This window comes from Streptomyces sp. NBC_00091 (genome assembly GCF_026343185.1).
In the GTDB taxonomy this organism is placed as follows: Bacteria; Actinomycetota; Actinomycetes; order Streptomycetales; family Streptomycetaceae; genus Streptomyces.
On record NZ_JAPEMA010000004.1, the window covers coordinates 307,841 to 327,122 of the forward strand.

General features: G+C 73.2%; 24 protein-coding genes and 1 tRNA gene. 13 read left to right on the forward strand and 12 right to left on the reverse strand.

Annotated features, from left to right (window positions below):
• The first annotated feature begins 1 nt into the window (after window position 1).
• Window positions 2–394: a VOC family protein gene (locus tag OOK34_RS34535; protein ID WP_267038116.1), complete on the forward strand. Its 393-nt coding sequence runs from the start codon at window positions 2–4 to the stop codon at window positions 392–394.
• A 28-nt stretch (window positions 395–422) separates the two neighbouring features.
• On the opposite strand, the gene OOK34_RS34540 is transcribed toward OOK34_RS34535, so the two are convergent.
• Entirely contained in the window at window positions 423–905 is a 483-nt protein-coding gene (locus OOK34_RS34540; RefSeq protein ID WP_267038117.1) for a DUF309 domain-containing protein, read from the reverse strand.
• Between the two features lie 116 nt (window positions 906–1,021).
• Between OOK34_RS34540 and OOK34_RS34545 the strand changes: the two genes are divergently transcribed.
• Window positions 1,022–1,095: transfer RNA gene (locus OOK34_RS34545), tRNA-Pro, on the forward strand.
• Between the two features lie 58 nt (window positions 1,096–1,153).
• Here the strand turns inward: OOK34_RS34545 and OOK34_RS34550 are convergent.
• Together OOK34_RS34550 and OOK34_RS34555 are read right to left on the reverse strand one after the other, a co-directional pair.
• Complete coding sequence (locus tag OOK34_RS34550) at window positions 1,154–2,869, reverse strand: ABC transporter ATP-binding protein (RefSeq protein ID WP_267038118.1); 1,716 nt, start codon at window positions 2,867–2,869, stop codon at window positions 1,154–1,156.
• A complete protein-coding gene (locus tag OOK34_RS34555; protein ID WP_267038119.1) occupies window positions 2,866–4,674 on the reverse strand; it encodes an ABC transporter ATP-binding protein in 1,809 nt (602 codons plus the stop codon). Before OOK34_RS34555 ends, OOK34_RS34550 begins: the two co-directional genes overlap by 4 nt.
• A gap of 125 nt (window positions 4,675–4,799) precedes the next feature.
• Between OOK34_RS34555 and OOK34_RS34560 the strand changes: the two genes are divergently transcribed.
• On the forward strand, window positions 4,800–5,441 hold the full coding sequence (locus tag OOK34_RS34560; RefSeq protein ID WP_267038120.1) for a TetR/AcrR family transcriptional regulator: 642 nt from the start codon (window positions 4,800–4,802) through the stop codon (window positions 5,439–5,441).
• Window positions 5,442–5,473: 32 nt separating this feature from the next.
• Here OOK34_RS34560 and OOK34_RS34565 read toward each other — a convergent pair whose 3' ends face one another.
• From OOK34_RS34565 to OOK34_RS34575, 3 genes are all read right to left on the reverse strand, one after another.
• A complete protein-coding gene (locus OOK34_RS34565; protein ID WP_267038121.1) occupies window positions 5,474–6,163 on the reverse strand; it encodes a hypothetical protein in 690 nt (229 codons plus the stop codon).
• Window positions 6,164–6,273: 110 nt separating this feature from the next.
• A complete protein-coding gene (locus OOK34_RS34570; protein WP_267038122.1) occupies window positions 6,274–6,717 on the reverse strand; it encodes a hypothetical protein in 444 nt (147 codons plus the stop codon).
• Between the two features lie 66 nt (window positions 6,718–6,783).
• A complete protein-coding gene (locus OOK34_RS34575; RefSeq protein WP_267038123.1) occupies window positions 6,784–7,200 on the reverse strand; it encodes an arsenate reductase ArsC in 417 nt (138 codons plus the stop codon).
• 80 nt (window positions 7,201–7,280) lie between these two features.
• On the opposite strand from OOK34_RS34575, the gene OOK34_RS34580 reads away from it, so the two are divergent.
• Genes OOK34_RS34580 through OOK34_RS34590 form a run of 3 tightly spaced genes read left to right on the forward strand, consistent with a single transcriptional unit; the run spans window position 7,281 to window position 9,379 of the window.
• Window positions 7,281–7,595 (forward strand): helix-turn-helix transcriptional regulator, encoded by a 315-nt coding sequence (locus tag OOK34_RS34580; protein WP_267038124.1) that lies wholly within the window; start codon window positions 7,281–7,283, stop codon window positions 7,593–7,595.
• A 42-nt stretch (window positions 7,596–7,637) separates the two neighbouring features.
• Window positions 7,638–8,399, forward strand: coding sequence for an aquaporin (locus tag OOK34_RS34585; protein WP_267038125.1), 762 nt, complete (start codon window positions 7,638–7,640; stop codon window positions 8,397–8,399).
• Window positions 8,396–9,379 (forward strand): arsenic resistance protein, encoded by a 984-nt coding sequence (locus OOK34_RS34590; RefSeq protein WP_267038126.1) that lies wholly within the window; start codon window positions 8,396–8,398, stop codon window positions 9,377–9,379. Before OOK34_RS34585 ends, OOK34_RS34590 begins: the two co-directional genes overlap by 4 nt.
• Before the next feature lie 9 nt (window positions 9,380–9,388).
• On the opposite strand, the gene OOK34_RS34595 is transcribed toward OOK34_RS34590, so the two are convergent.
• The 3 genes from OOK34_RS34595 to OOK34_RS34605 all read right to left on the reverse strand — a co-directional run bounded on the left by OOK34_RS34595 (window position 9,389) and on the right by OOK34_RS34605 (window position 11,294).
• Window positions 9,389–10,042 carry a DUF1326 domain-containing protein gene (locus OOK34_RS34595; RefSeq protein ID WP_267038127.1) on the reverse strand — a complete coding sequence of 218 codons (654 nt, stop codon included), beginning with the start codon at window positions 10,040–10,042 and terminating at the stop codon, window positions 9,389–9,391.
• Between the two features lie 146 nt (window positions 10,043–10,188).
• On the reverse strand, window positions 10,189–11,040 hold the full coding sequence (locus OOK34_RS34600) for a DUF2182 domain-containing protein (protein ID WP_267038128.1): 852 nt from the start codon (window positions 11,038–11,040) through the stop codon (window positions 10,189–10,191).
• A gap of 95 nt (window positions 11,041–11,135) precedes the next feature.
• On the reverse strand, window positions 11,136–11,294 hold the full coding sequence (locus tag OOK34_RS34605; protein ID WP_267038129.1) for a hypothetical protein: 159 nt from the start codon (window positions 11,292–11,294) through the stop codon (window positions 11,136–11,138).
• Window positions 11,295–11,465: 171 nt separating this feature from the next.
• Between OOK34_RS34605 and OOK34_RS34610 the strand changes: the two genes are divergently transcribed.
• From OOK34_RS34610 to OOK34_RS34620, 3 genes are all read left to right on the forward strand, one after another.
• Window positions 11,466–11,984: a histidine phosphatase family protein gene (locus OOK34_RS34610; RefSeq protein ID WP_267038130.1), complete on the forward strand. Its 519-nt coding sequence runs from the start codon at window positions 11,466–11,468 to the stop codon at window positions 11,982–11,984.
• 96 nt (window positions 11,985–12,080) lie between these two features.
• Window positions 12,081–12,404, forward strand: a complete 324-nt coding sequence (locus OOK34_RS34615; RefSeq protein ID WP_267038131.1) for a plasmid stabilization protein — start codon at window positions 12,081–12,083, stop codon at window positions 12,402–12,404.
• A 138-nt stretch (window positions 12,405–12,542) separates the two neighbouring features.
• A complete protein-coding gene (locus OOK34_RS34620; RefSeq protein WP_267038132.1) occupies window positions 12,543–13,664 on the forward strand; it encodes a glutamate--cysteine ligase in 1,122 nt (373 codons plus the stop codon).
• A gap of 110 nt (window positions 13,665–13,774) precedes the next feature.
• On the opposite strand, the gene OOK34_RS34625 is transcribed toward OOK34_RS34620, so the two are convergent.
• Window positions 13,775–15,271 carry an amino acid permease gene (locus tag OOK34_RS34625; protein WP_267038133.1) on the reverse strand — a complete coding sequence of 499 codons (1,497 nt, stop codon included), beginning with the start codon at window positions 15,269–15,271 and terminating at the stop codon, window positions 13,775–13,777.
• Window positions 15,272–15,344: 73 nt separating this feature from the next.
• Between OOK34_RS34625 and OOK34_RS34630 the strand changes: the two genes are divergently transcribed.
• The 3 genes from OOK34_RS34630 (at window position 15,345) to OOK34_RS34640 (ending at window position 16,560) form a co-directional block, all read left to right on the forward strand.
• The gene (locus OOK34_RS34630) at window positions 15,345–15,494 is read left to right on the forward strand and encodes a hypothetical protein (protein ID WP_267038134.1); all 150 of its coding nucleotides are present in this window, start codon (window positions 15,345–15,347) and stop codon (window positions 15,492–15,494) included.
• A 227-nt stretch (window positions 15,495–15,721) separates the two neighbouring features.
• Complete coding sequence (locus tag OOK34_RS34635) at window positions 15,722–16,087, forward strand: STAS domain-containing protein (protein WP_267038135.1); 366 nt, start codon at window positions 15,722–15,724, stop codon at window positions 16,085–16,087.
• A gap of 23 nt (window positions 16,088–16,110) precedes the next feature.
• Window positions 16,111–16,560, forward strand: a complete 450-nt coding sequence (locus OOK34_RS34640; RefSeq protein ID WP_267038136.1) for an ATP-binding protein — start codon at window positions 16,111–16,113, stop codon at window positions 16,558–16,560.
• On the opposite strand, the gene OOK34_RS34645 is transcribed toward OOK34_RS34640, so the two are convergent.
• Window positions 16,535–17,122, reverse strand: a complete 588-nt coding sequence (locus OOK34_RS34645) for a hydrolase (protein WP_267038137.1) — start codon at window positions 17,120–17,122, stop codon at window positions 16,535–16,537. The two genes, OOK34_RS34640 and OOK34_RS34645, sit on opposite strands and share 26 nt — an antisense overlap.
• Window positions 17,123–17,344: 222 nt before the next feature.
• Between OOK34_RS34645 and OOK34_RS34650 the strand changes: the two genes are divergently transcribed.
• Window positions 17,345–18,412 carry an enoyl-CoA hydratase/isomerase family protein gene (locus tag OOK34_RS34650; protein ID WP_267038138.1) on the forward strand — a complete coding sequence of 356 codons (1,068 nt, stop codon included), beginning with the start codon at window positions 17,345–17,347 and terminating at the stop codon, window positions 18,410–18,412.
• A 60-nt stretch (window positions 18,413–18,472) separates the two neighbouring features.
• Here OOK34_RS34650 and OOK34_RS34655 read toward each other — a convergent pair whose 3' ends face one another.
• Complete coding sequence (locus OOK34_RS34655) at window positions 18,473–19,216, reverse strand: TetR/AcrR family transcriptional regulator (RefSeq protein ID WP_267038139.1); 744 nt, start codon at window positions 19,214–19,216, stop codon at window positions 18,473–18,475.
• Between the last annotated feature and the right edge of the window lie 66 nt (window positions 19,217–19,282).

A 19,282-nucleotide genomic window follows, 5' to 3' on the forward strand; every position in this document is an offset into this window, starting at 1 on the left:
CATGCCATCCCACATCGCCCTCACCGCCCTCGTGGTCCACGACTACGACGAGGCCATCGACTTCTACACCCGCGCCCTCGGCTTCGAACTCGCCGAGGACACGGCCCGCCCGGACGGCTCCCGCTGGGTCGTGGTCCGCCCGCCCGGCGCCAAGGAGTCCGCCCTGCTGCTGGCCCGCGCCAAGGACGAGGCCCAGCGCTCCCGCGTCGGCGACCAGACGGGCGGCCGGGTCGGCTTCTTCCTCTACACCGACGACTTCGCCGCCGACCACGCCCGGATGACCGCCGAGGGAGTCCGCTTCCTCGAGGAGCCGCGCCACGAGCCGTACGGCTCCGTCGCCGTCTTCGAGGACCTCTACGGCAACCGCTGGGACCTGCTCCAGCCGGCCGCGTAACACCAGCCCAGGCGGGCCCGCCGGCCGGTCAGCCGCGGCCCGGCCGGCCGCCGAGCCGGGGCGCCTCGGCCGCCGCGTCGACCGGCTCCCCGGCCTCCACCCGCCCGGCCAGTTCCCGGGCCCACCCGACCAGCCCCGCCACGTCGATCCCGTACGCGTCCCCGTGCCCGGCCAGGGCACCGGCCCCGCGCCGCAACAGCCGCGCCCCGCCGACGGCGTTCCCCCGGGCGGCGTGCGTCAGCCCCACCGCGAGCTGAGCCAGCCCCCGCCACAAGGGGGCGTCGGCCTGCGGCCCGAACTTCCACGCGTCCTCGAACACCTCGTGCGCGTGGAAGGGCATCCCGGCGTCCAGCAGCCGCTGCGCCTCCGTCACCGTCGCCGCCGGGGTGCGCACCACCCCCTCGGGCTGCCGCTCCACTCCCCGCGCCCCGTACGGCAGCGGCCGCCCCAGCCCGTCGCGCGGACGCGCGCTGCGCGCCCGCCCCTCACCGTCCCGGTCCCGTTCCTTCACGGGGCCATCCTCCCCCTCGCCGATTACCCGTGCACGCGCACCCCTCGGTGTGGGGTAATGTTCTGCATGTGCCCGGCGCGAGGGGGAAACCCCAGGTGGGGGGCACGAAGTAGGAACGGGACGTGGCGCAGCTTGGTAGCGCACTTGACTGGGGGTCAAGGGGTCGCAGGTTCAAATCCTGTCGTCCCGACTCGAGAGAGTCGTAGATCAGGGGCCGTTTTCGGAGAGATCCGAAAACGGCCCCTTGATCATTTTTCGGCTGCGGGAACCAGGGAGAGGTTCCAGAAGTCGGCGTAGGGGCCGCCGCGGCGGAGCAGTTCGTCGTGGCCGCCCTCCTCGACGATGCGGCCGCCGTCGAGGAAGACGATGCGGTCCGCGTGCCGGACGGTGCGCATCCGGTGGGCCACCATGATCACGGTTCGGCCGGCCATCAGGCGCTCGATGCCGGCGTGGACGGCCGCCTCGTTGACGGGGTCGAGGGCGGAGGTGACCTCGTCCAGCAGCACGATCGGCGCGTCCTTCAGGAGCGCGCGGGCGATCGAGACGCGCTGGCGCTCGCCGCCGGACAGGCGGGCGCCGCCCTCGCCGACACCGGTCGCCCACCCGTCGGGCAGACGTTCGATCACCTCGTCCAGTCGCGCCGCGGCCGCGGCTGCCCGTACCTCGGCCCCGGTGGCGTCGGGGCGGCCCAGGCGCACGTTGTCCTCGATGGTGCCGTCGAAGAGGTAGACGTCCTGGAAGACGATGGCGAACCGCGCCATCAGATCCGTCGTGCTGATGGCACGCACGTCCGCGCCGCCGACGCGCACCGCGCCCGCGTCGACGTCGTGGAACCGGGCGAGCAGTTGCAGCAGCGTGCTCTTGCCCGCGCCCGACGGCCCCACCACGGCCAGCCGCCGGCCCTCGGGGACGGACAGCGACAGCTGCTCGAACACCGTGCGCTCCCCGTGCCGGAAGGTGACCGAGTCGAACTCCACCCCGTGACCGGCCGGTCGGACCGGGTCGGGGGCCTGCGGCAGCGGCTCGGTGCGCAGCACCGCGTCGAGCCGGCCCAGTTCGCCGCGCGCGCCGCGGAGCTTGCCGCCGAGGTCGGCCAGCGACAGCAGCGGATCCGCGCAGCGGGCGGCCAGCACCAGGACCGTCAGCAGCTCCGCGGCCCCGATGTCCCCGCCGAGGGCGAGGTGGGCGCCCAGGACCAGCATCGCGGTGAACACCGCCTGCACCGTCAGCGTCAGCCCCAGCGCGCCGGGCAGCGCCGACAGCGTGGAGCGGCGGGAGGCGTCCTGGACCTGCCGCAGGGAGTCGTCCAGCAGCCGGAAGCGTTCGGCGGTCCGGCCCCCGGCGCGCAGCACCGGCTGGGCCCCGAGGTACTCGATGACCCTGCCGGTGGCCTCGCGGTCGCGGGCGGCGCGCTCCGCGTCCTCGGCGGCGGTCGAGCGACCGGTCAGGAGCTGGATCGCCGCCACGACGGGGACGGCGGCCAGCGCGGCCAGGCCCAGCTGCCAGTTGGCGGCGAGGATCACGGCGACGATCGCCAGCGGCGTCACGGCGGCGGAGACGAACGGCGCCAGCAGGTGCGCGATCACGCTCATCGCCTGGAGCACACCCTGTCCGGCCAGGACGGACAGGTCTCCGACCCGGGCCGCGCCGTACCACCCGAGGGGCAGCCGGGCCAGATGGTCGCCGAGGCGGTGGTACACACCGCGCAGCAGCGCGGTGCCGACGCGGAACCCCGACAGGTCGCTGAGGTAGCGCAGCACCGCGTAGGCCCCCACCGCGGCGGCGAACGCGCCCAGCCAGGGCCAGGCCTCCTCGGGTCTGCCCCCGAGCAGCGCCCGCAGCACGGGCAGCAGCAGGGCGTAGGACAGGCCCTCGACGACCGCGGTGGTCGTCATCAGCGCGAGGGTGCGGCGCATCGGGCGGGAGTACTGGTGGCCCAGCACGCGCAGCAGCATCCGGATCATCGCCGGACCCCCTCTCCTGCGGAGCCCGCTGCGTGCAGGGTGCGCCACAGCGCGGCGAACGGACCGCCCGCTGCGAGCAGTTCGGCGGGTGGGCCGTGCTCGACGACACCTCCGTCCGCCAGCACCACGACGGTGTCGGCGCCGGCGACGGTCTCCGGGCGGTGGGCGATGACCAGGACCGTCCGATCGCCCCGCAGCGCCTCCAGGGCGCGGCCCACCGCCTGCTCGGTGTGCGGGTCGGCGAAGGAGGTCGCCTCGTCGAGCACGAGCACGGGGGTGTCGGCCAGCAGGGCGCGGGCGAGCGCGACGCGCTGGGCCTCGCCGCCCGACAGCCGGACGTCCTCGCCGATCACCGTCTCGTATCCGCGGGGCAGTTCGAGCACGCGGTCGTGGATGTTCGCCAGCCGGGCGGCGCGCACCACCTCCTCCGGACGGGCGTCCGGTACCGCCAGCGCGATGTTCTCCGCGACCGAGGCGCGCAGCAGGCGCACGTCCTGGAAGACGAAGGAGACCTGCCGGTACAGCTCCCGGCCGCTCAGCTCGCGCAGGTCGACGCCGCCCAGGCGGACCGAGCCGCTCGTCGGGTCGAAGAACCGCGGCAGCAGCTGGACCAGCGTGGATTTGCCGCTCCCTGACGGTCCGACGAGCGCGGTGACCGTCCCCGGCTCCAGCACCAGGTCGATTCCGCGCAGTACCTCGCGGCCGGGTTCGTAGGCGAAGCGGACGCCGCGCAGCTCCACCCGGTGGCCGTGCGGCGCGAGGGGGTGCGCCGGCTCCGGCAGCGGCGGCACCGCGAGCACCTCGCGGATCCGGCCGACCGCGCGGCGGGCGGCCTGGAGCTCGTCGAAGCCGTGCCCGAGCGCCGCCACGGGGGCGGTCAGCCCGAGTCCCAGCAGCAGGAACGGCAGCAGATCGGCCGGTGCCAGCTCCCCGCCGGCGATGAGCGCCGCGCCGCCGGTCAGCACGGCCAGCAGTACGAACGGGGGTGACAGCACCAGCTGCATCCCCGCGGCGATCGGGGAGATCCCGTGCACCCAGCGCCGGAAGGCGGCGACGAACTCGTCGGTGGCGGTGCGGAACTCGCGGTGGGCGCGCTCGCCCCCGCCGAAGGCCTTGACCACCGCGATGCCCTGGACGAACTCCACGACGGAGCCCCCGATCCGCGTCATCGCCGCGTCGAATGCGGCCTGCTCGCGCAGCCGGGCCGGAGTCATCATCAGCGGGACCAGCGCCATCGCCGCGACCACCGGGATCAGGGTGATCAGCGTCAGCCGCCAGTCGACGGTGAACAGGTAGACCAGCGACACCAGTGGCACGACGAACGCGGAGGCCAGCTCGCCGGGGGTGTGGGCGATGAAGGGGTGCACGGCGGACACGTCCTCGCCCACCAGCTTGGCCAGCTCGCCGCTGCGGCGACGGGCCAGCCAGCCGATCGGGACCCGCCCCAGCCGCGCGGCCAGCTGCCGGCGGAACGCCAACTGCACCCGCCCGTCGAGCAGATGCCCGACTCCCGCCGCCGCGGCGGTGAACAGCAGCCGGACGAAGAGGCCGGCCGCGCCCGCGACCACGACGAAGCGGACATGGCCGTGGTCGACCGGGCCGGGCGCGAGCAGGGTCCGGCCCAGCTCGACGACCGCGAGCAGCGGCGCCAGCCCCGCCACCGCACCGACGAGCTGGAGGGAGATCACGGCCGCGAAGCCCCTCGCGTAGGGCCGCAGCAGCCCTGCCAGGCCCTGCCCGTCCGGGGAATCCTCCGGTGGTGGTGTGGACTGTTTCCTCGCCTCGGCGAGCTCGGTGCTGGTCATCGTCCCCTCGTCTTCACGGTGATTCTTACGTTGTAAGGCTGCGCGGCCGAAGTTATACTTACGGCGTAAGAATGGTCAACCCGGAACCCGGAACGCGGGGCGTCCGGTGCGGAAGGAGAGGTGTCATGGGGGCCAACAGGGCTCGCGGGCAGCGCGTGGGGCTCACGCGGCAGGCCGTCCTGGAGGCAGCCGTACGGCTGGTCGACCGAGAGGGGCTGAAGGCCCTGTCGATGCGCCGGCTCGGCGCCGAACTGGGCGTGGAGGCGATGACCCTCTACCACCACGTGCCGAACAAGAGCGCCCTGCTGGACGGGATGATCGAGCAGGTCGTCGCGGAGGCCGTACCCCCGGAGTTCGGCGCCGCCACCTGGCGGGAGGACCTGCGCGCCTACGCCCACGCGCTGATGGCCGCGCTCGGCGCGCATCCGCACGCCGTGCCGCTGCTGCTGTCCCGGCCCGCCATGACACCCCGCAACCTGCGGACGATGGAGGCCGTGGTGGAGATGCTGTCCGGGGCGGGTTTCCCCCTGCCCCGGACCCTGGACGTCCTGTACTCCCTGACCAGCTTCGTCGTCGGTCACGCCGCCGCGCAGGCGGGCAGTGTCGACGGCGCCGGCGGCTTGGCCTCGCTGGACCCGGAGGCCTACCCGCTGCTGGTCAGCGCCGCCGGGGAGGCCGGTGAGGACGCGGCCGGGGCGCGCTTCGACTTCGCGCTCGAAGCGCTGTTGTCCGGATTCGAAAGGGAACTCGCGCTCCCGCGGGGCTGATCCGGGGTTGCCGGATCAGCCCCTGGGGACGGTCAGTGGCCGTGCCCGTGGCCGTCGTTGCGGGCTGTCGTGGGCGCGGGCTTCGGGGTGGCCGGAGCGGCCGGCGCGTGCTGGTCCGCGGCGGGTTCCTCCGTTTCGGCGGTGCCGTGGCTGTGGCCGCCCGGGGTGGCCTCCATGGACGCGGCGACCTGGCGCAGGCCGAAGAACGCGAGCGCGGCGACCGCGAGGACGGTCAGGCCGACGAGGCTGAAGATGCGGTACCAGGGGGTGTCGGCGTCCTTGATGACGTAGGCCACGAACGAGACGACGAGGCCGGCGGGGACGAGGACGGCGCCGCGGTCGGGGAAGTCGTCGAAGTGCTGGAGGCCGCCGCTGAGCATGCCGATGCCGAAGGACAGCAGCAGCGAGGAGCCGATGACCATCAGCATGCGGGGGAGGGCGGGCCGTTCCCGGGTGAGGAGGAACTCGTTGAGGACGGTCGCGGTGAGGAAGACCAGGGCCCCGTACGCGGCGATGCGGGTGTAACGGTCGGGGTCGAGCGGGTGGTGGACGACGGCGCCGCTGATGAGGCCGGCGCCGACGAAGTAGCCGACGTATCCGAGGTAGTGGGCGGGCAGCGAACGCTTGTGGGCCCGGTGCGTCTGACGCCGGGCGGTCCGGCCGGCGGGGGACGGGCCCGCCGCTCCCGGGGTCTGGGCGTGGAGGAGCTGGGTCGAGGTCACGTGCGAGGTTCCTTTGGTGGTGCAGGCGTGGCTCATCACCCGGTCCGCTGTCGAGGAGCGGCCGGGGTCGGCGATGAGAGTCAGGACAGACCGGGGTGAAACGCCCGGATCTATACGCGCTGCACCACGGAGCCGAGGGAACTGCGCAGGGGAGGCAGGGCGGACGGGGCGGTCCGGGCCCACGGCGCGGGCGTCATCGCGGCGCAGGCGGGGGCCGGTTCACCGAACGCAACCAGCGGGAGGCCGGGCACGTCCACGCCCTGCTGCGGATGGCCGGAGGCGCACGCCTCGGCCGGGTGCGCGTGCCCGCCGCCGTCCTCCAGCCCGCCGGGCGCCCGCTCGCCGTGGTGCGGGGGCCCGCCCCCGTCGGCGGACTCGGAGGCGGACTCGAAGTACGTCACGGTGACGGCGCCACCGCTGACGTGCGCGGAGGCGCTGTCGGCTCCGGCGGCGTGGGTGTAGAGGAAGGCGAACAGCAGCGCGGCCAGCCACAGCAGTCGCAGCGGGCCCGCCGCCCGGCGGGTCCGGGGCGCGCTGGATGCAGCTCGGGTCATGACCACGCCGAGACCCTACCCGGCGGCCGGAAGCCACTGCCGGGCGGCCCCGCCGAGGAGCCGGGCTCACGCCCCCTTGGCGTCGATCTCGGCGATCAGGCCCTCGACGAGGCCCCTGATCTCGTCGCGGATGGGGCGTACGGCCTCGACGCCCTGGCCGGCCGGGTCCTCCAGCTGCCAGTCGAGGTAGGTCTTGCCGGGGAAGTACGGGCAGGCGTCGCCGCAGCCCATGGTGATGATGTAGTCGGAGGCCTGGGCGGCCTCGGGGGTGAGGACCTTCGGCTGCTGACCGGAGATGTCGATGCCCAGCTCGGCCATGGCCGCGACGGCGGCGGGGTTGACCCGGTCGCCGGGCACCGAGCCGGCGGAGCGGACCTCGACGCGGTCCCCGGCGAGGTGGCGCAGGAACCCGGCCGCCATCTGGGAACGGCCCGCGTTGTGGATGCAGACGAACAGGACGGAAGCGGCGGGGGCGGAGGACATTGGTTCTTCCTAGGCTCGACTCGGTGGCTCGACTCGGTCTGGAGTCGTGTCAGCTCCAGCTGATGTGACAGTATCAGCGCATGATGACGTCAGTCAGCGCTGATCTGATCCGGGTTCTGGGCGACCCGCTCAGGCTCCGGATCGTCACCCTCCTGGCCCGGGAGACGCTCTGCACCACCCACCTCGTGGAGGAGACGGGTGCCAGGCAGACGAACCTCTCCAACCACCTGAAGGTGCTGCGCGAGGCGGGGGTCGTCGAGACGGAGCCGTGCGGACGGTTCACGTACTACCGCCTTCGCCCGGAAGTCATCGAAGTCCTGGCAGGTGAGTTCGCCGACCTCGCCCGGACCGCGCGCGCCACCTCCGAGGCCAACCTCAAGCGGTCCTGTCCCTGACCCGCTTTCCGTTCCCGTGCCCGTGCCCGAGGAGAATCCGCCGTGACCGCCACCGTGCCCGCAGAGTCCGTGACAGCCGCTTCCGCGCCCCCTTCGCCGCCGGCGGCCCCGCTGGTCGCCCGGGCCGCCGCCGAGTTCGTCGGGACCGCCGCGCTGGTGGCGGTCGTGGTCGGCTCCGGCATCCAGGCCACCGAGCTGACCGACGACGTGGCTCTCCAGCTGCTGGCCAACTCCACCGCCACCGTGTTCGGCCTCGGCGTCCTCATCGCCCTCCTCGGCCCGGTGTCCGGCGCCCACTTCAACCCGGCCGTCACCCTCGCCGAGTGGTGGACCGCCCGCCGCGGCGGCGCCGGCGTCACCGCCCGCGAGGCGGCCGTGTACGTGCCCGCGCAGATCGCCGGCGCGATCGCGGGCGCCGTCCTGGCGGACGCCATGTTCGGCGAGCCGCTGGTGAAGTGGTCCACCCACGACCGCTCCGCCGGGAACCTGCTGCTGGGGGAGGTCGTCGCGACCGCCGGGCTGATCCTGCTGATCTTCGGCCTGGCCCGCACCGACCGGCTGCGCTTCGCGCCCGCCGCCGTGGCCTCGTACATCGGCGCCGCCTACTGGTTCACCTCCTCCACCTCCTTCGCCAACCCGGCCGTCACCATCGGCCGCGCCTTCACCGACACCTTCGCGGGCATCGCCCCGGCCTCCGTGCCCGCCTTCGTCGGCGTCCAGCTGGTGGGTGCCGTGGTGGGGCTGGCGCTGGTGGCGGTCGTCTTCATGCGCGGTACGGATGCCGGCGGGCAGCCCTCCGCGTGACACGGGAACCGCGCGGTGCGGTGGAGCGGATGGAGGACCACCAGGTCGCGATCTACCTCGGCGCCATGGCCCTCGGCGGGGTCCTCGGCGGGGCGGCGCCCGCCGTCGGGCCCGGTCTGGAACACGCGATCAATCCGGTGCTCGGCGCGCTGCTCTTCGTCACCTTCCTCCAGGTCCCGGCCGCCGATCTGCTCCGATCGCTGCGTGACGGACGGTTCCTGGCCGCCGCGCTGACCGTGAACTTCGTCGTCGTGCCGCTCGTCGTGGCCGCCCTGTTCGCCTTCCTGCCCGCCGACCAGGCGGTCCGGACCGGCGTCCTGCTGGTACTGCTGTGCCCGTGCGTGGACTACGTGATCGTCTTCAGCGGCCTCGCGGGCGGCGACAGCCGCCGTCTGCTGGCCGCCACCCCGCTCCTGCTCATCGCGCAGATGCTGCTCCTGCCCGGCTTCCTCTACCTGTTCATGGGCCCCGGGCTCGGTGAGGTCGTCGAGGCGGGCCCGTTCCTGGAGGCCTTCCTCTTCCTGATCGTCGTCCCGCTCGCCCTGGCCTGGACCCTTCAGGCATGGGCGGCGCGCCGGCCGGCCGGGGCGCGGGTCTCCGGCGCCGCGACCGCCACGATGGTGCCGCTGATGGCCGCCACCCTGATCACGGTCGTGGCCTCCCAGGTCCCCCGGCTGGGCGGCCGCCTCGGCGACGTGGCGGCCGTCATCCCCTGCTACGCCGGCTTCCTGCTCGTCATGGCCTTCGCCGGGCGGGCGGTGGCACGCCTCTTCCGGCTGGACACCGCCGCCGCCCGGGCCGTCGTCTTCACCGGCGCGACCCGCAACTCGCTGGTCGTCCTGCCGCTCGCCCTCGCCCTGCCCGACGAGCTGGCCGTCGCCGCGGTCGTCGTGGTCACCCAGACCCTGGTCGAGGTCATCGGCATGGTCGCCTGCGTACACCTCGTCCCGCGCCTGGTCCCCGACCGGACCCCCGGGTGAGCCGGTGCCTCATTCAGGTCCCGTCCAGTCGAAGGTGATGTGCTTGCTGGACTGGCCCGCCCGGTTCCAGTGGAAGCCGAAGGCGTCGGCGCGGTCGGCGGTCGAGCGGCCCCAGGTGGCGACCTGTCCCGGCCCCGTTTCCGAGCCCGGCAGGTTGGTCGACTGGACGCGCGCGCCCTCCGGTGTCGTGGGGCCGGTGAGCGCCACCGCGCTCGCCTCGACCCGGCCGGGAATGCTGGCCCTCCAGCCGCCGAGGTCCTCGTCGACCTCGATCTGGATGGGGCTGAAGTCCATGCCCCGCATCTCGGGTCCGAACATGGTCACCATCTCGGCCGGCCAGCTGCCCGCCTGGCCCCCGAAGATCATCTGCAGGGCCTCGCGCTGCGCGGCGTCGGCCCGCTCGTCGATGAACACCGCCCCGTACGAGTCGGTGTGCTCCGCCCAGACGTTGCCCACGAAGGAGCCGAGCATCAGGACGTTGAGCCCGGCCAGCGGTACCTCGCCGTAGTTGCCCTCACGGATGTGCCAGGCCAGGACCCCGTCGCATTCGCCGTAGGTGGGCAGCTGGGCGAAGGAGCAGGGGCAGGGCACGTTGCACCTGCACGTGTCGAACCAGTCGCCGGCCGCGTGCCATCTCGGGACGGTCGCTGTCGTGTCGGTCATCTCATCGCCTCCACATGGCCCGGCGCCGGGCGGGAGGGCGTGGCCGGCGATGCCCCGCCGGACATCACCACAGGCGCTCGGCGGTGAGGGTCATCACGTCGATTCTCCTCCTGTCGCCGCGGTGGGGGAAGCCGGGGCCGCCGCGCTCAGGGCAGGCCCGTCATCCGGCCCATGTCCCCCATGTCCCCCATCTCCTCCATCGGCGGAGCGTTCTCCAGGCCCGGCAGCAGCCAGTCCTGGAAGGGCGCGAGCCCCGCCAGGACGAGGAAGACGATCCCGATGCCCCAGGCCAGCCAGGGACCCCGCCGCCAGAGCTTCTCCAGGAAGATCACCGCGGCGACGGCCGCCATCGCGGCCACGTTCATGAAACCGAGCGGGATCAGGACGACCATCAGCCCCCAGCAGCAGCCGACGCAGTACAGCCCGTGGTGTGCGCCGACCCGCAGGTCCTTCGCGAACGGCCTGAAGCGCGAGTACCGCAGCAGCTGGAACATCGGATTGCGGCAGTGCCGCAGGCAGACCCGCTTCAGCGGTCCGAACTGGTGCAGCCCCGCGAGGAGGAACGCCCCGGCCCCGATCCAGCGCCCCGCCTGCGGATCGCCGTCCACCAGGCGCCCGGTCGCGGCAAGCGCTCCGTACACGAGGACCCCGAAGGCGGTCCAGGCCAGCAGGTAGCCGCTCAGGAATTCGGCGATGTGCAGGGCGCGGGCCGGGCCCGCCGCACGCCGGCAGATCCCCCGTACCCAGGTGATGGCCACGGGCGCCACCGACGGCAGCATCATCGCCGCCATCATCACCACCCACAGCAGCAGGAACAGCGGGAGCGCCAGCCCCATGGTGCCGGGCTCCATCCCCATGTGCCGGGCCTGCCCGATCGTGAGCGCCCACGCGAGTACGGCGATCAGCGCCATCAGCGTCCAGCCGACCGCCAGCTCACGCCGGGGCAGCAGGACCCCGGGCCGGGTCGGCGCCGGTGCGTCGAGACGGACGTGCGGCATGGTGTGCCTCCCGGCGGCGCTGTTGCCCGCGGACATGTCCAGCTCAGCACAGAACGCGCGGGCCGGCGACGCGGGCGGCAGCCTCCGGGGCGGACTCAGTCGGGGGGTTCCGGTACGGGCTCCTCGGGATTCCCGGGCGGGGGCTCGGCGGGCTTGCCGGGGGCGTCCTCCGGCTGGGGGTCACGGGGGACCGGATCGGGGTCCGACGGGGTCGGCCCGGGACCGTCCGGCTGCGGTCGGCTCGGTTCTGTCACGGCGCTCACCTCTCCGTTTCGTACAGCCCGCGCCTGCCCCGGCGCGAGCCGCTCAAGCACCCGCGGGGACGGGCGCGGCGAACGCGGCGGGTGCCCGGGATGTCCAATGATGTCCCCGTGCGGTCAGGGCGGGTTCCTGGCCCGCCCACCGGTGGGACCGAGGAGGCAGAGGTGTCCGGGACGCAAGAGCGGCGCGTGGTCCTGGTACGGCACGCCAAGGCCGTGCCCAAGGACGGCGTCGACGACTTCGACCGTCCGCTGGCGGACCGGGGGCGCGCCGACGCGACGGCGACGGGGCGCCGGCTCGCCGGGTCCCGGCTCGGGGTCGCCCTCGCGCGGTGTTCGTCCGCGCGGCGCACCCGGCAGACCTGGCAGCTCATGCTGCCGTCGCTGGCGGACCGGCCACCGACCGTGTACGACGACAGGCTCTACAACGCCGGTGCGGAGGAGCTGCTGGCGGCGGTGACCGCGACGGACGACGGCGTGTCCGGCCTGCTGCTGGTGGGCCACAACCCCGGCATCCAGGAACTGGCCACCGCGCTGGCCGCCGAGGGGCTGCCCGACCTCCTGCGGCGGATCGCTGCGGGCCTCCCCACCTGCGCCGTCGCCGTGGTGGACTTCCACGGCAGCTGGACGGACCTCGCGCCCGGCACCGGCCGGCTGACCGCCCTCTGGGCCCCCGGCGACTGACGCCCCGCCTCCGGGATCCGGGGGCGTGAGGAGTGCGAAGGGTCGCGAGGGGTAGGCGCCCGGCATGCTTCCACCCCTCCCGGAGAAGGAGTCGTCATGCCTCGAGGTTCCAGCCCCAAACGTGAACGGCAGTACGAGCACATCAAGGAGAGCGCGGAGCAGCGCGGCGAGAGCCCGAAGCGGGCGAAGGAGATCGCGGCGCGGACCGTGAACAAGGAACGGGCCCGCGCGGGCGAGTCCAAGACGGCGAGCAGGAGCTCGATCGAGGACATGTCCTCCGCCAAGCGCGGCGGGCAGCGCTCCCACAGCGGAGCGCAGGGGCCCACGTACGACCAGCTCTACGCGGAGGCCCAGCGCCGCAACCTGCACGGCCGTTCCTCCATGGACAAGGCCGAGCTCAAGCGCGAGCTCGGCTACTGAACCCGCGCGCCGCCGCAGTGGCGTCCGCGCGCGGCGCACCCCCCTTGACCAGGTTCCCTTCGCGGAACGGCGGGGCGGGCGGATGATGGGAGGGGCCGCCCGGCGGGTGGACGCCGGGCGCTCGGCAAGGAGGACTCGATGGACGTACTGACCATCGGCGTCGAAGAGGAGTACCACCTCGTCGACCGCGTCAGCAGGGCGCCGGTCAACCGGGCGCCGGCGGTGATCCGCGCGCTGGCGGGGGAGCTGGGCGGTCAGGTCCAGGCCGAGTTCTACAACGCCCAGGTGGAGATCTGCACCGAACCCACCGCCGACCGCGAGGACCTGCGCGAGCAGCTGGTGCGCCTGCGGCGCTCCGTGGCGCAGGGGGCGGAAGGGGTCGGCTGCCTGGCGGTGGCCTCGGGCACCGCGGTCATCCCGCCCCAAGAGCCGCTGACGGTGACCGACACCGACCGCTACCACCTGATGGCGCACCGCTTCGCCGAGTGCGTGGGCCCGGACCGCCTGGTCTGCGGCTGTCACGTACACGTCGGCTCGCTCTGCCGGGGGCGGGCCCTGGCACTGGCGAACCACATGCGGCCCTGGCTGCCGGTGCTCCAGTCGATCACCGGGAACTCCCCCTTCGTCTGCGGCCGCGACACCGGCCTCGACAGCGGGCGCTCGGTCGCCTACGCGTGCTGGCCGACCGTCGGACCGCCTCCCCTGGTCGACGAGCCCCAGTACCTCGAGTACGTCGACGGCCTGGTCAGCTCAGGGGTGCTGCTCGACCGCGGGATGGTGTACTGGCACGCCCGCCCCTCCGAGCACGTGCCGACGCTGGAGATCCGGATCGCCGACGTCAACGCCGACCTGGACACCGTCGTCCTGACGGCCGCCCTCGTACGGGGCCTCGCCTCGGCCCTCCTCGTGGAGGTGGACGCGGACGTACCGCCGCCCCGGCCGCCCGAGCGCGCGCTGCGCGCCGCCCACTGGCTGGCCGCGACGCACGGGATCGACGGCCCCGGCCTCGACGTGTGGACCGGCAGGCGGGAGCCCGCCGGGGTGCTCGTCGACCGGCTGCTGGAACGGGCGGCCCCGGGTCTGGAGCCGGCCGGTGACCTCGGCGCGGTGCGGGCCCTGTGGGCCGGGCTGCGCGGCAAGGGCACCGGCGCCCGCCGCCAGCGGGGGGTCTACGCGGCCACGGGCAGCCTGGAGGCCGTCGTCGACAGCCTGGACGCGGCCAGGGCGGGCAGCCCGGTCGTGGCGGTGGAGGCCGCCTGACGGCTCCCGGGGGCGCGGACTACGACGCGCACGGCGTGCGGGTACGACGACGGGGGCGCACCGGCTGGGGGAAGGCCGGTACGCCCCCGTCGGGGGAGTGCGGGGAGGGGTCAGGACCGGCCCGCGGGCTCCAGTTCCTCACCGGCGGTGCCGGCGGTGCCGGGAGCACCGGCCGTACCCGCCGCCCGCGCCGCGATCTGCGGGTTGCGGGCCTTCAGCACGGCCCAGCCGATCGCCAGGCAGACCGCCCAGCCGGCGCCCACGTACAGGGAGACGCGGCTGTCGGGGTCGATGGCGATCAGGACGGTGACCATCAGCAGGAACGCGACGGCGATCCAGCTGCACACGGTGCCGCCCGGAGCCGGGAAGGAGGAGGCGGGCAGCTTGCCCGCTACCACCGCGCGGCGGTAGCGAATGTGGCTGACCAGGATCATCAGCCAGGTCCAGATGCCGGCCGCCGTCGCCACCGAGGTCACGTACCCGAAGGCCTTCTCCGGGACGACGTAGTTCAGGACCACGCCGATGCCCATGAGGGCGGCGGAGAGGGTGATGCCGAGGGCCGGGGTCTTGGTGGAGCTCAGCCTGCCGAGCGCCTTGGGAGCCTCGGAGTTGGCGGCCAGGTCGCGCAGCATGCGGCCGGTGGAGTACATGCCGGAGTTGCAGGACGACAGGGCCGCGGTGAGGACCACGAAGTTGACGATGGCCGCACCGGCCGGGATGCCGATCTTGGCGAAGGCCGCCACGAACGGGCTGACGCCCGGCTGGAACTCGGTCCACTTGACGACCATCAGGATGACGCTGAGCGCGCCGACGTAGAAGACGATGATGCGCCAGGGCAGGGTGTTGATGGCCTTGGGGAGGGTCTTCTCCGGGTTCTCGGACTCGCCGGCGGTGACGCCGACGAGCTCGACGGCCAGGTAGGCGAACATGACGCCCTGGAGGGTCATCAGGCTGGAGCCGACGCCCTTGGGGAAGATGCCGTCGAAGGCCCAGAGGTTGGACACGGCGGCGGTGTCACCGGCCGCGCTGAACCCGAAGGTCACGACGCCGATGCCGATCACGATCATGCCGATCAGGGCGGTGACCTTGACCATCGAGAACCAGAACTCGATCTCGCCGAAGATCTTCACCGAGATGAGGTTGGCGACGAACAGGACCACCAGGAAGACCAGGGCGGTGACCCACTGCGGCACGTCCGGGAACCAGAAGTGCACGTAGATGGCCGCGGCGGTCAGCTCGGCCATGCCGGTGACCACCCACATGAGCCAGTACGTCCAGCCGGTCACGAACCCGAAGAACGGGCCGAGGAACTCGCGGGCGTACTCCGCGAAGGAACCCGAGACGGGGCGGTACAGGAGCAGCTCGCCGAGCGCTCGCATGATGAAGAAGACGATGACGCCGGCGAGGGCGTACATGAGGATGAGGCTGGGCCCGGCCTTGGCGATGTTCGCCCCGGCGCCCAGGAAGAGGCCGACGCCGATGGCGCCGCCGATGGCGATCATCTGGACCTGGCGGCTGCCGAGGCCGCGCTCGTAGCCCTCCTCGGGCGTGGTGCCCTTGGTGGCGTTGTCGTCGCCGTGGTGGTGTTCGACCTGCGTCGAGGTCATGCTCTGGTGCGCCTTTCCGCTCCATGCCGATCCGCCGCCGTGCTCGGCCGCGGACCGGATTCCGATCCCCCGGATGCTGATGGAGTTGCATGCCGGCGGTCTGCCGACTTCAGCGCCCCTGACCGGACGTGGGTGGTCCGGTCAGGCGGTCGAGAAGATGTACCACGGCGTCAGGCCGCGGGCCGTGGTGAACATCACCGGCAAATCGGCCATTCGCCCGTGACCAGGCCCAAAGGCCCTTGCGTGGTGACGTCATCGTTATCCGGATCTGAGCATCCGCTGAGCGAACGCACAATGACATCGAGGCAACGCGTGCCACCCCCGCTGCGGCCCTCGCGCCCGGCGTGCACGCAGAGTGAGGACCATGACCGCCGACCGGGCGACGTGCGGGCGCATACAGCGGCGGCACCCGGGAAGGCGTAGGGAGCGGCTGACGGAAGGTGATGCCGGATGGTGTTCGAAACGGAAGAAGAGCGGTTCACCGTCACGGTGCGGGCGGTGGACGGGACCGTACTGCTCACCCTCGGCGGTGAGCTGGACCACGACACGGCCGCGCCCCTCGAGGCGGCCCTCGACGCGGCGGCCGCGCAGGGCGGCCGGCTGCTGGTGGACATGGCGGGACTGGAGTTCTGCGACTCCACCGGGCTGAACGCCCTGCTGCGCGGCCGGCTCACCCTCCAGGAGGCCGGCGGCACCCTGGAACTGGCCGGGCTGAGCGGGCCGGTCGCGCGGATGTTCCGTATCACCGGTGCGGACGGGATCTTCCCGGTGCACGCCGATGTGGCGCAGGCGCTGGGCACGGTCCCGGGCCGTTGAGTTGAGGAGAGGACGCGAGGACGGTGGAGCTGCACGGGCCGGCGGACCGGAACTGGCTCCTGGTCCTCGACGGGATGACCGACCCCGTCTGGCGCAGCCGTGACTTCACCCGCCGGGCGCTGACCGCCTGGCACTGGCTGCCGGCGGAGGGGCAGGCCGCGCGGGAGGCGGCGGAGGACGTGATGCTGCTGGTGTCGGAGGTGGTGGCCAACGCCTGCCTGCACGGCGGCGGGCCCGGAGCCCTGGTCCTGGACTGGACGGAAGAGCGGCTGCGGATCGAGGTCACGGACGCCAATCCGGCGCCGCCCGCCCCGCCGGCGGACGGGAAGGACCCCGGCCGGCCGGGCGGGCACGGGCTGGTGATCGTGGACCGGCTGGCCCGGGCCTGGGGTTCGCGGCTCGGGGCGAGGGGCAAGTGCGTCTGGCTGGAGGTGCCTTCCCCGGCGCTCAGCGCAGGTCGTCCAGGGCCGTGATGATCTCGGCGGTGGAACTGACCCGGCCGATGCGCGGGAAGATCTTGCCGAAGCTGTGGGCGTGCGAGTCGGCGTCCAGGTCGGCGGTCGCGTCCTCGGCGAAGACCAGGCCGTAGCTGTGCTCCCAGGCGGTACGGGCGGTGGACTCGACGCCGACGCTGGTCGAGATGCCGGCCAGGACGATGCGGTGGATCCCGCGCCGGCGCAGCTGGAGGTCCAGCTCGGTGCCGGTGAAGGCGCCCCAGTGGCGTTTGGTGACGGTGACGTCGCCCAGGGCGGCGAGTTCGGCCGGGATCTCGGAGAAGGCGGCCGGCGGGGCGGTGGCCGGGCCGGGCCGGTCGACGTCGGTGGTGGGCAGGTCGCCGCCGTCGGGCGACCAGGCGACGTTCACGAGGACCACCGGCAGCCTGTGGGCGCGGAAGGCCTCGGCGAGTGCGATGCCGTGGCGCAGGATCTCGTCGCTGGGCCGGGCGGTGGGCAGGGCCAGGATGCCCTGCTGGAGGTCGATCAGCACCAGCGCGGTGCCGGAGTCCAGGGTCAGTGCAGAAGGGGAGGCGGTCATGGGGACGACCGTAGGAAACGGCGGGCGCACTTGCACGCTTGCCCGCTGAACGGCCGGACGTGTCGACCGCCCGGGAGCTCGGGAGTTCCTCCTCCCTTGCCCCGTACGGGAGTTCAGCGGAGCGCCGTTCTTCGCACATCCGTTCACCCCGAATCCGTTCAGAGGTGATGAGATCATCAGAAACGATCTTCTTATGGCTCCGGACGCGACATACTGACGGACGTGACCGAAGACGACACCGTTCTGATCGAGACCGACGGCTGTACGGGGCTGATCACCCTCAACCGTCCCCAGGCCCTCAACGCCCTCACCCATTCCATGGTGCTGCGCATCGGGGAAGCGCTCACGGCCTGGGAGCACGACCCGGCCGTCAGACAGGTCCTCCTCCGCGGAGCGGGGGAGCGCGGCCTGTGCGCGGGCGGGGACATCCGGGCCATCCACGCCGACGCGAAGGCCGGCACCACCGGCTCCCTGGCCTTCTGGCGGGACGAGTACCGGCTCAACGCGCGCATCGCCCGCTACCCCAAGCCGTACGTGGCCCTCATGGACGGGATCGTCATGGGCGGCGGGGTCGGGCTCTCGGCCCACGGCAGCGTCCGCATCGTCACCGACCGCTCCCGCGTGGCCATGCCCGAGACCGGCATCGGCTTCGTCCCCGACGTCGGCGGCACCTACCTGCTCTCACGGGCCCCCGGCGAACTCGGCACCCACCTCGCCCTGACCGGCACCGCCGTCGGAGCCGGGGACGCCCTGCTGTGCGGGCTCGCCGACCACTACCTGCCCGCCGACTGGCTGGACGAGTTCACCCGGGAGCTGACGGCCGCGCCCGTGGCCGAGGTCCTCACCAAGTTCAAGGGCGCCACCGTCCCCGAGGCCGGGCTCGCCGCCGAGCGGGACTGGATCGACCACTGCTACGCCGCCGACACCGTCGAGGAGATCCACTCCCGGCTGCGCGGCTCGGGCCTCGCGGCCGCGCGGGAGGCCTCCGAGCTCCTGCACGCCAAGTCGCCCACCTCGCTCAAGGTCACCCTCGCCGCGCTGCGCCGCGCCCGTGAACTGGACTCGCTGGAGCGGGTGCTGGAGCAGGAGTACCGGGTCTCCAGCGCCGCGCTGTCGATGCCCGACCTGGTGGAGGGGATCCGCGCCCAGGTGATCGACAAGGACCGCCGTCCGCGCTGGTCCCCGGCCGCCCTCGTCCAGGTGCGCGGGACCGCGGTGGACCGCTTCTTCGCCCCGCTCCCCGATGACCTCCAGCTGGCCTTCCCGGAGTCCGGGGCCGGCCGGGGCTGATCCGGGTCACCGGGCGTCCCGAGCCGGCTCCGTCCGGCCCGGGACACCCGGCCTCCCGCGTCAGCTCCGGCCGAGCCGGGCCGCCAGCCCGTCGAGGACCCGCTGGAGTCCGTAGTCGAAGATCTCCTCCCGCATCCGCGCCGGGTCCTGGCCGTGCCGGGCGGAGGCGTGGTCCTTCACCATCGGGTGGTCCTCCAGGGCCGCCTCGGCGGCGGGCAGCAGGGACTCCAGCCACTCGGCCTCGCTCTTCCCGCTGCGGGCGAGGAGGGAGAGGTAGGAGGCCTCGCTGGTCGTGGCGCCGATGACGTACGAGATGACGGCCTTCATCGCGAGGTCCGCCTCGCCCGGCGGGAAACCGGCCGACAGGGCCAGCTTCAGCATCCGCTCCGACATCCGGATCAGGTTCGGGCCCAGGTGCGACAGTCCGACCTGGCCGAGGACCGAGGCCACCCAGGGGTGGCGCAGGACCATGTCGCGCAGGCTGTGCCCGCCCTGCGACAGGGCCTCGCGCCACCCGTCCGGGCCGCCGGCCTCGGGCAGTTGCAGCTCGCCGTAGACCTCGTCCACGACCAGCTCGATCAGCTCGTCCTTGTTGGCCACGTGCCGGTAGAGCGAGGTGGCGGCCGTGCCCATCTCGGTGCCGAGCTTGCGCATGCTCAGTGCTTCGATGCCCTCGGCGTCCAGGAGTCGCACGGCCGCGGCGACGATCTGCTCCTGGCTGAGCGCGGGCTGTTCCTTCTGGCGGCGCGGCCGGGTCCAGACGGAGGGCACGGATGCTGAGGTCTGCTGCTCTGATGAGGACATGCCTCCAGCTTAGCGCCCTGCGGACAGTGTACGCATCCTGCGTACACCCATCCGTGATCCCGCACG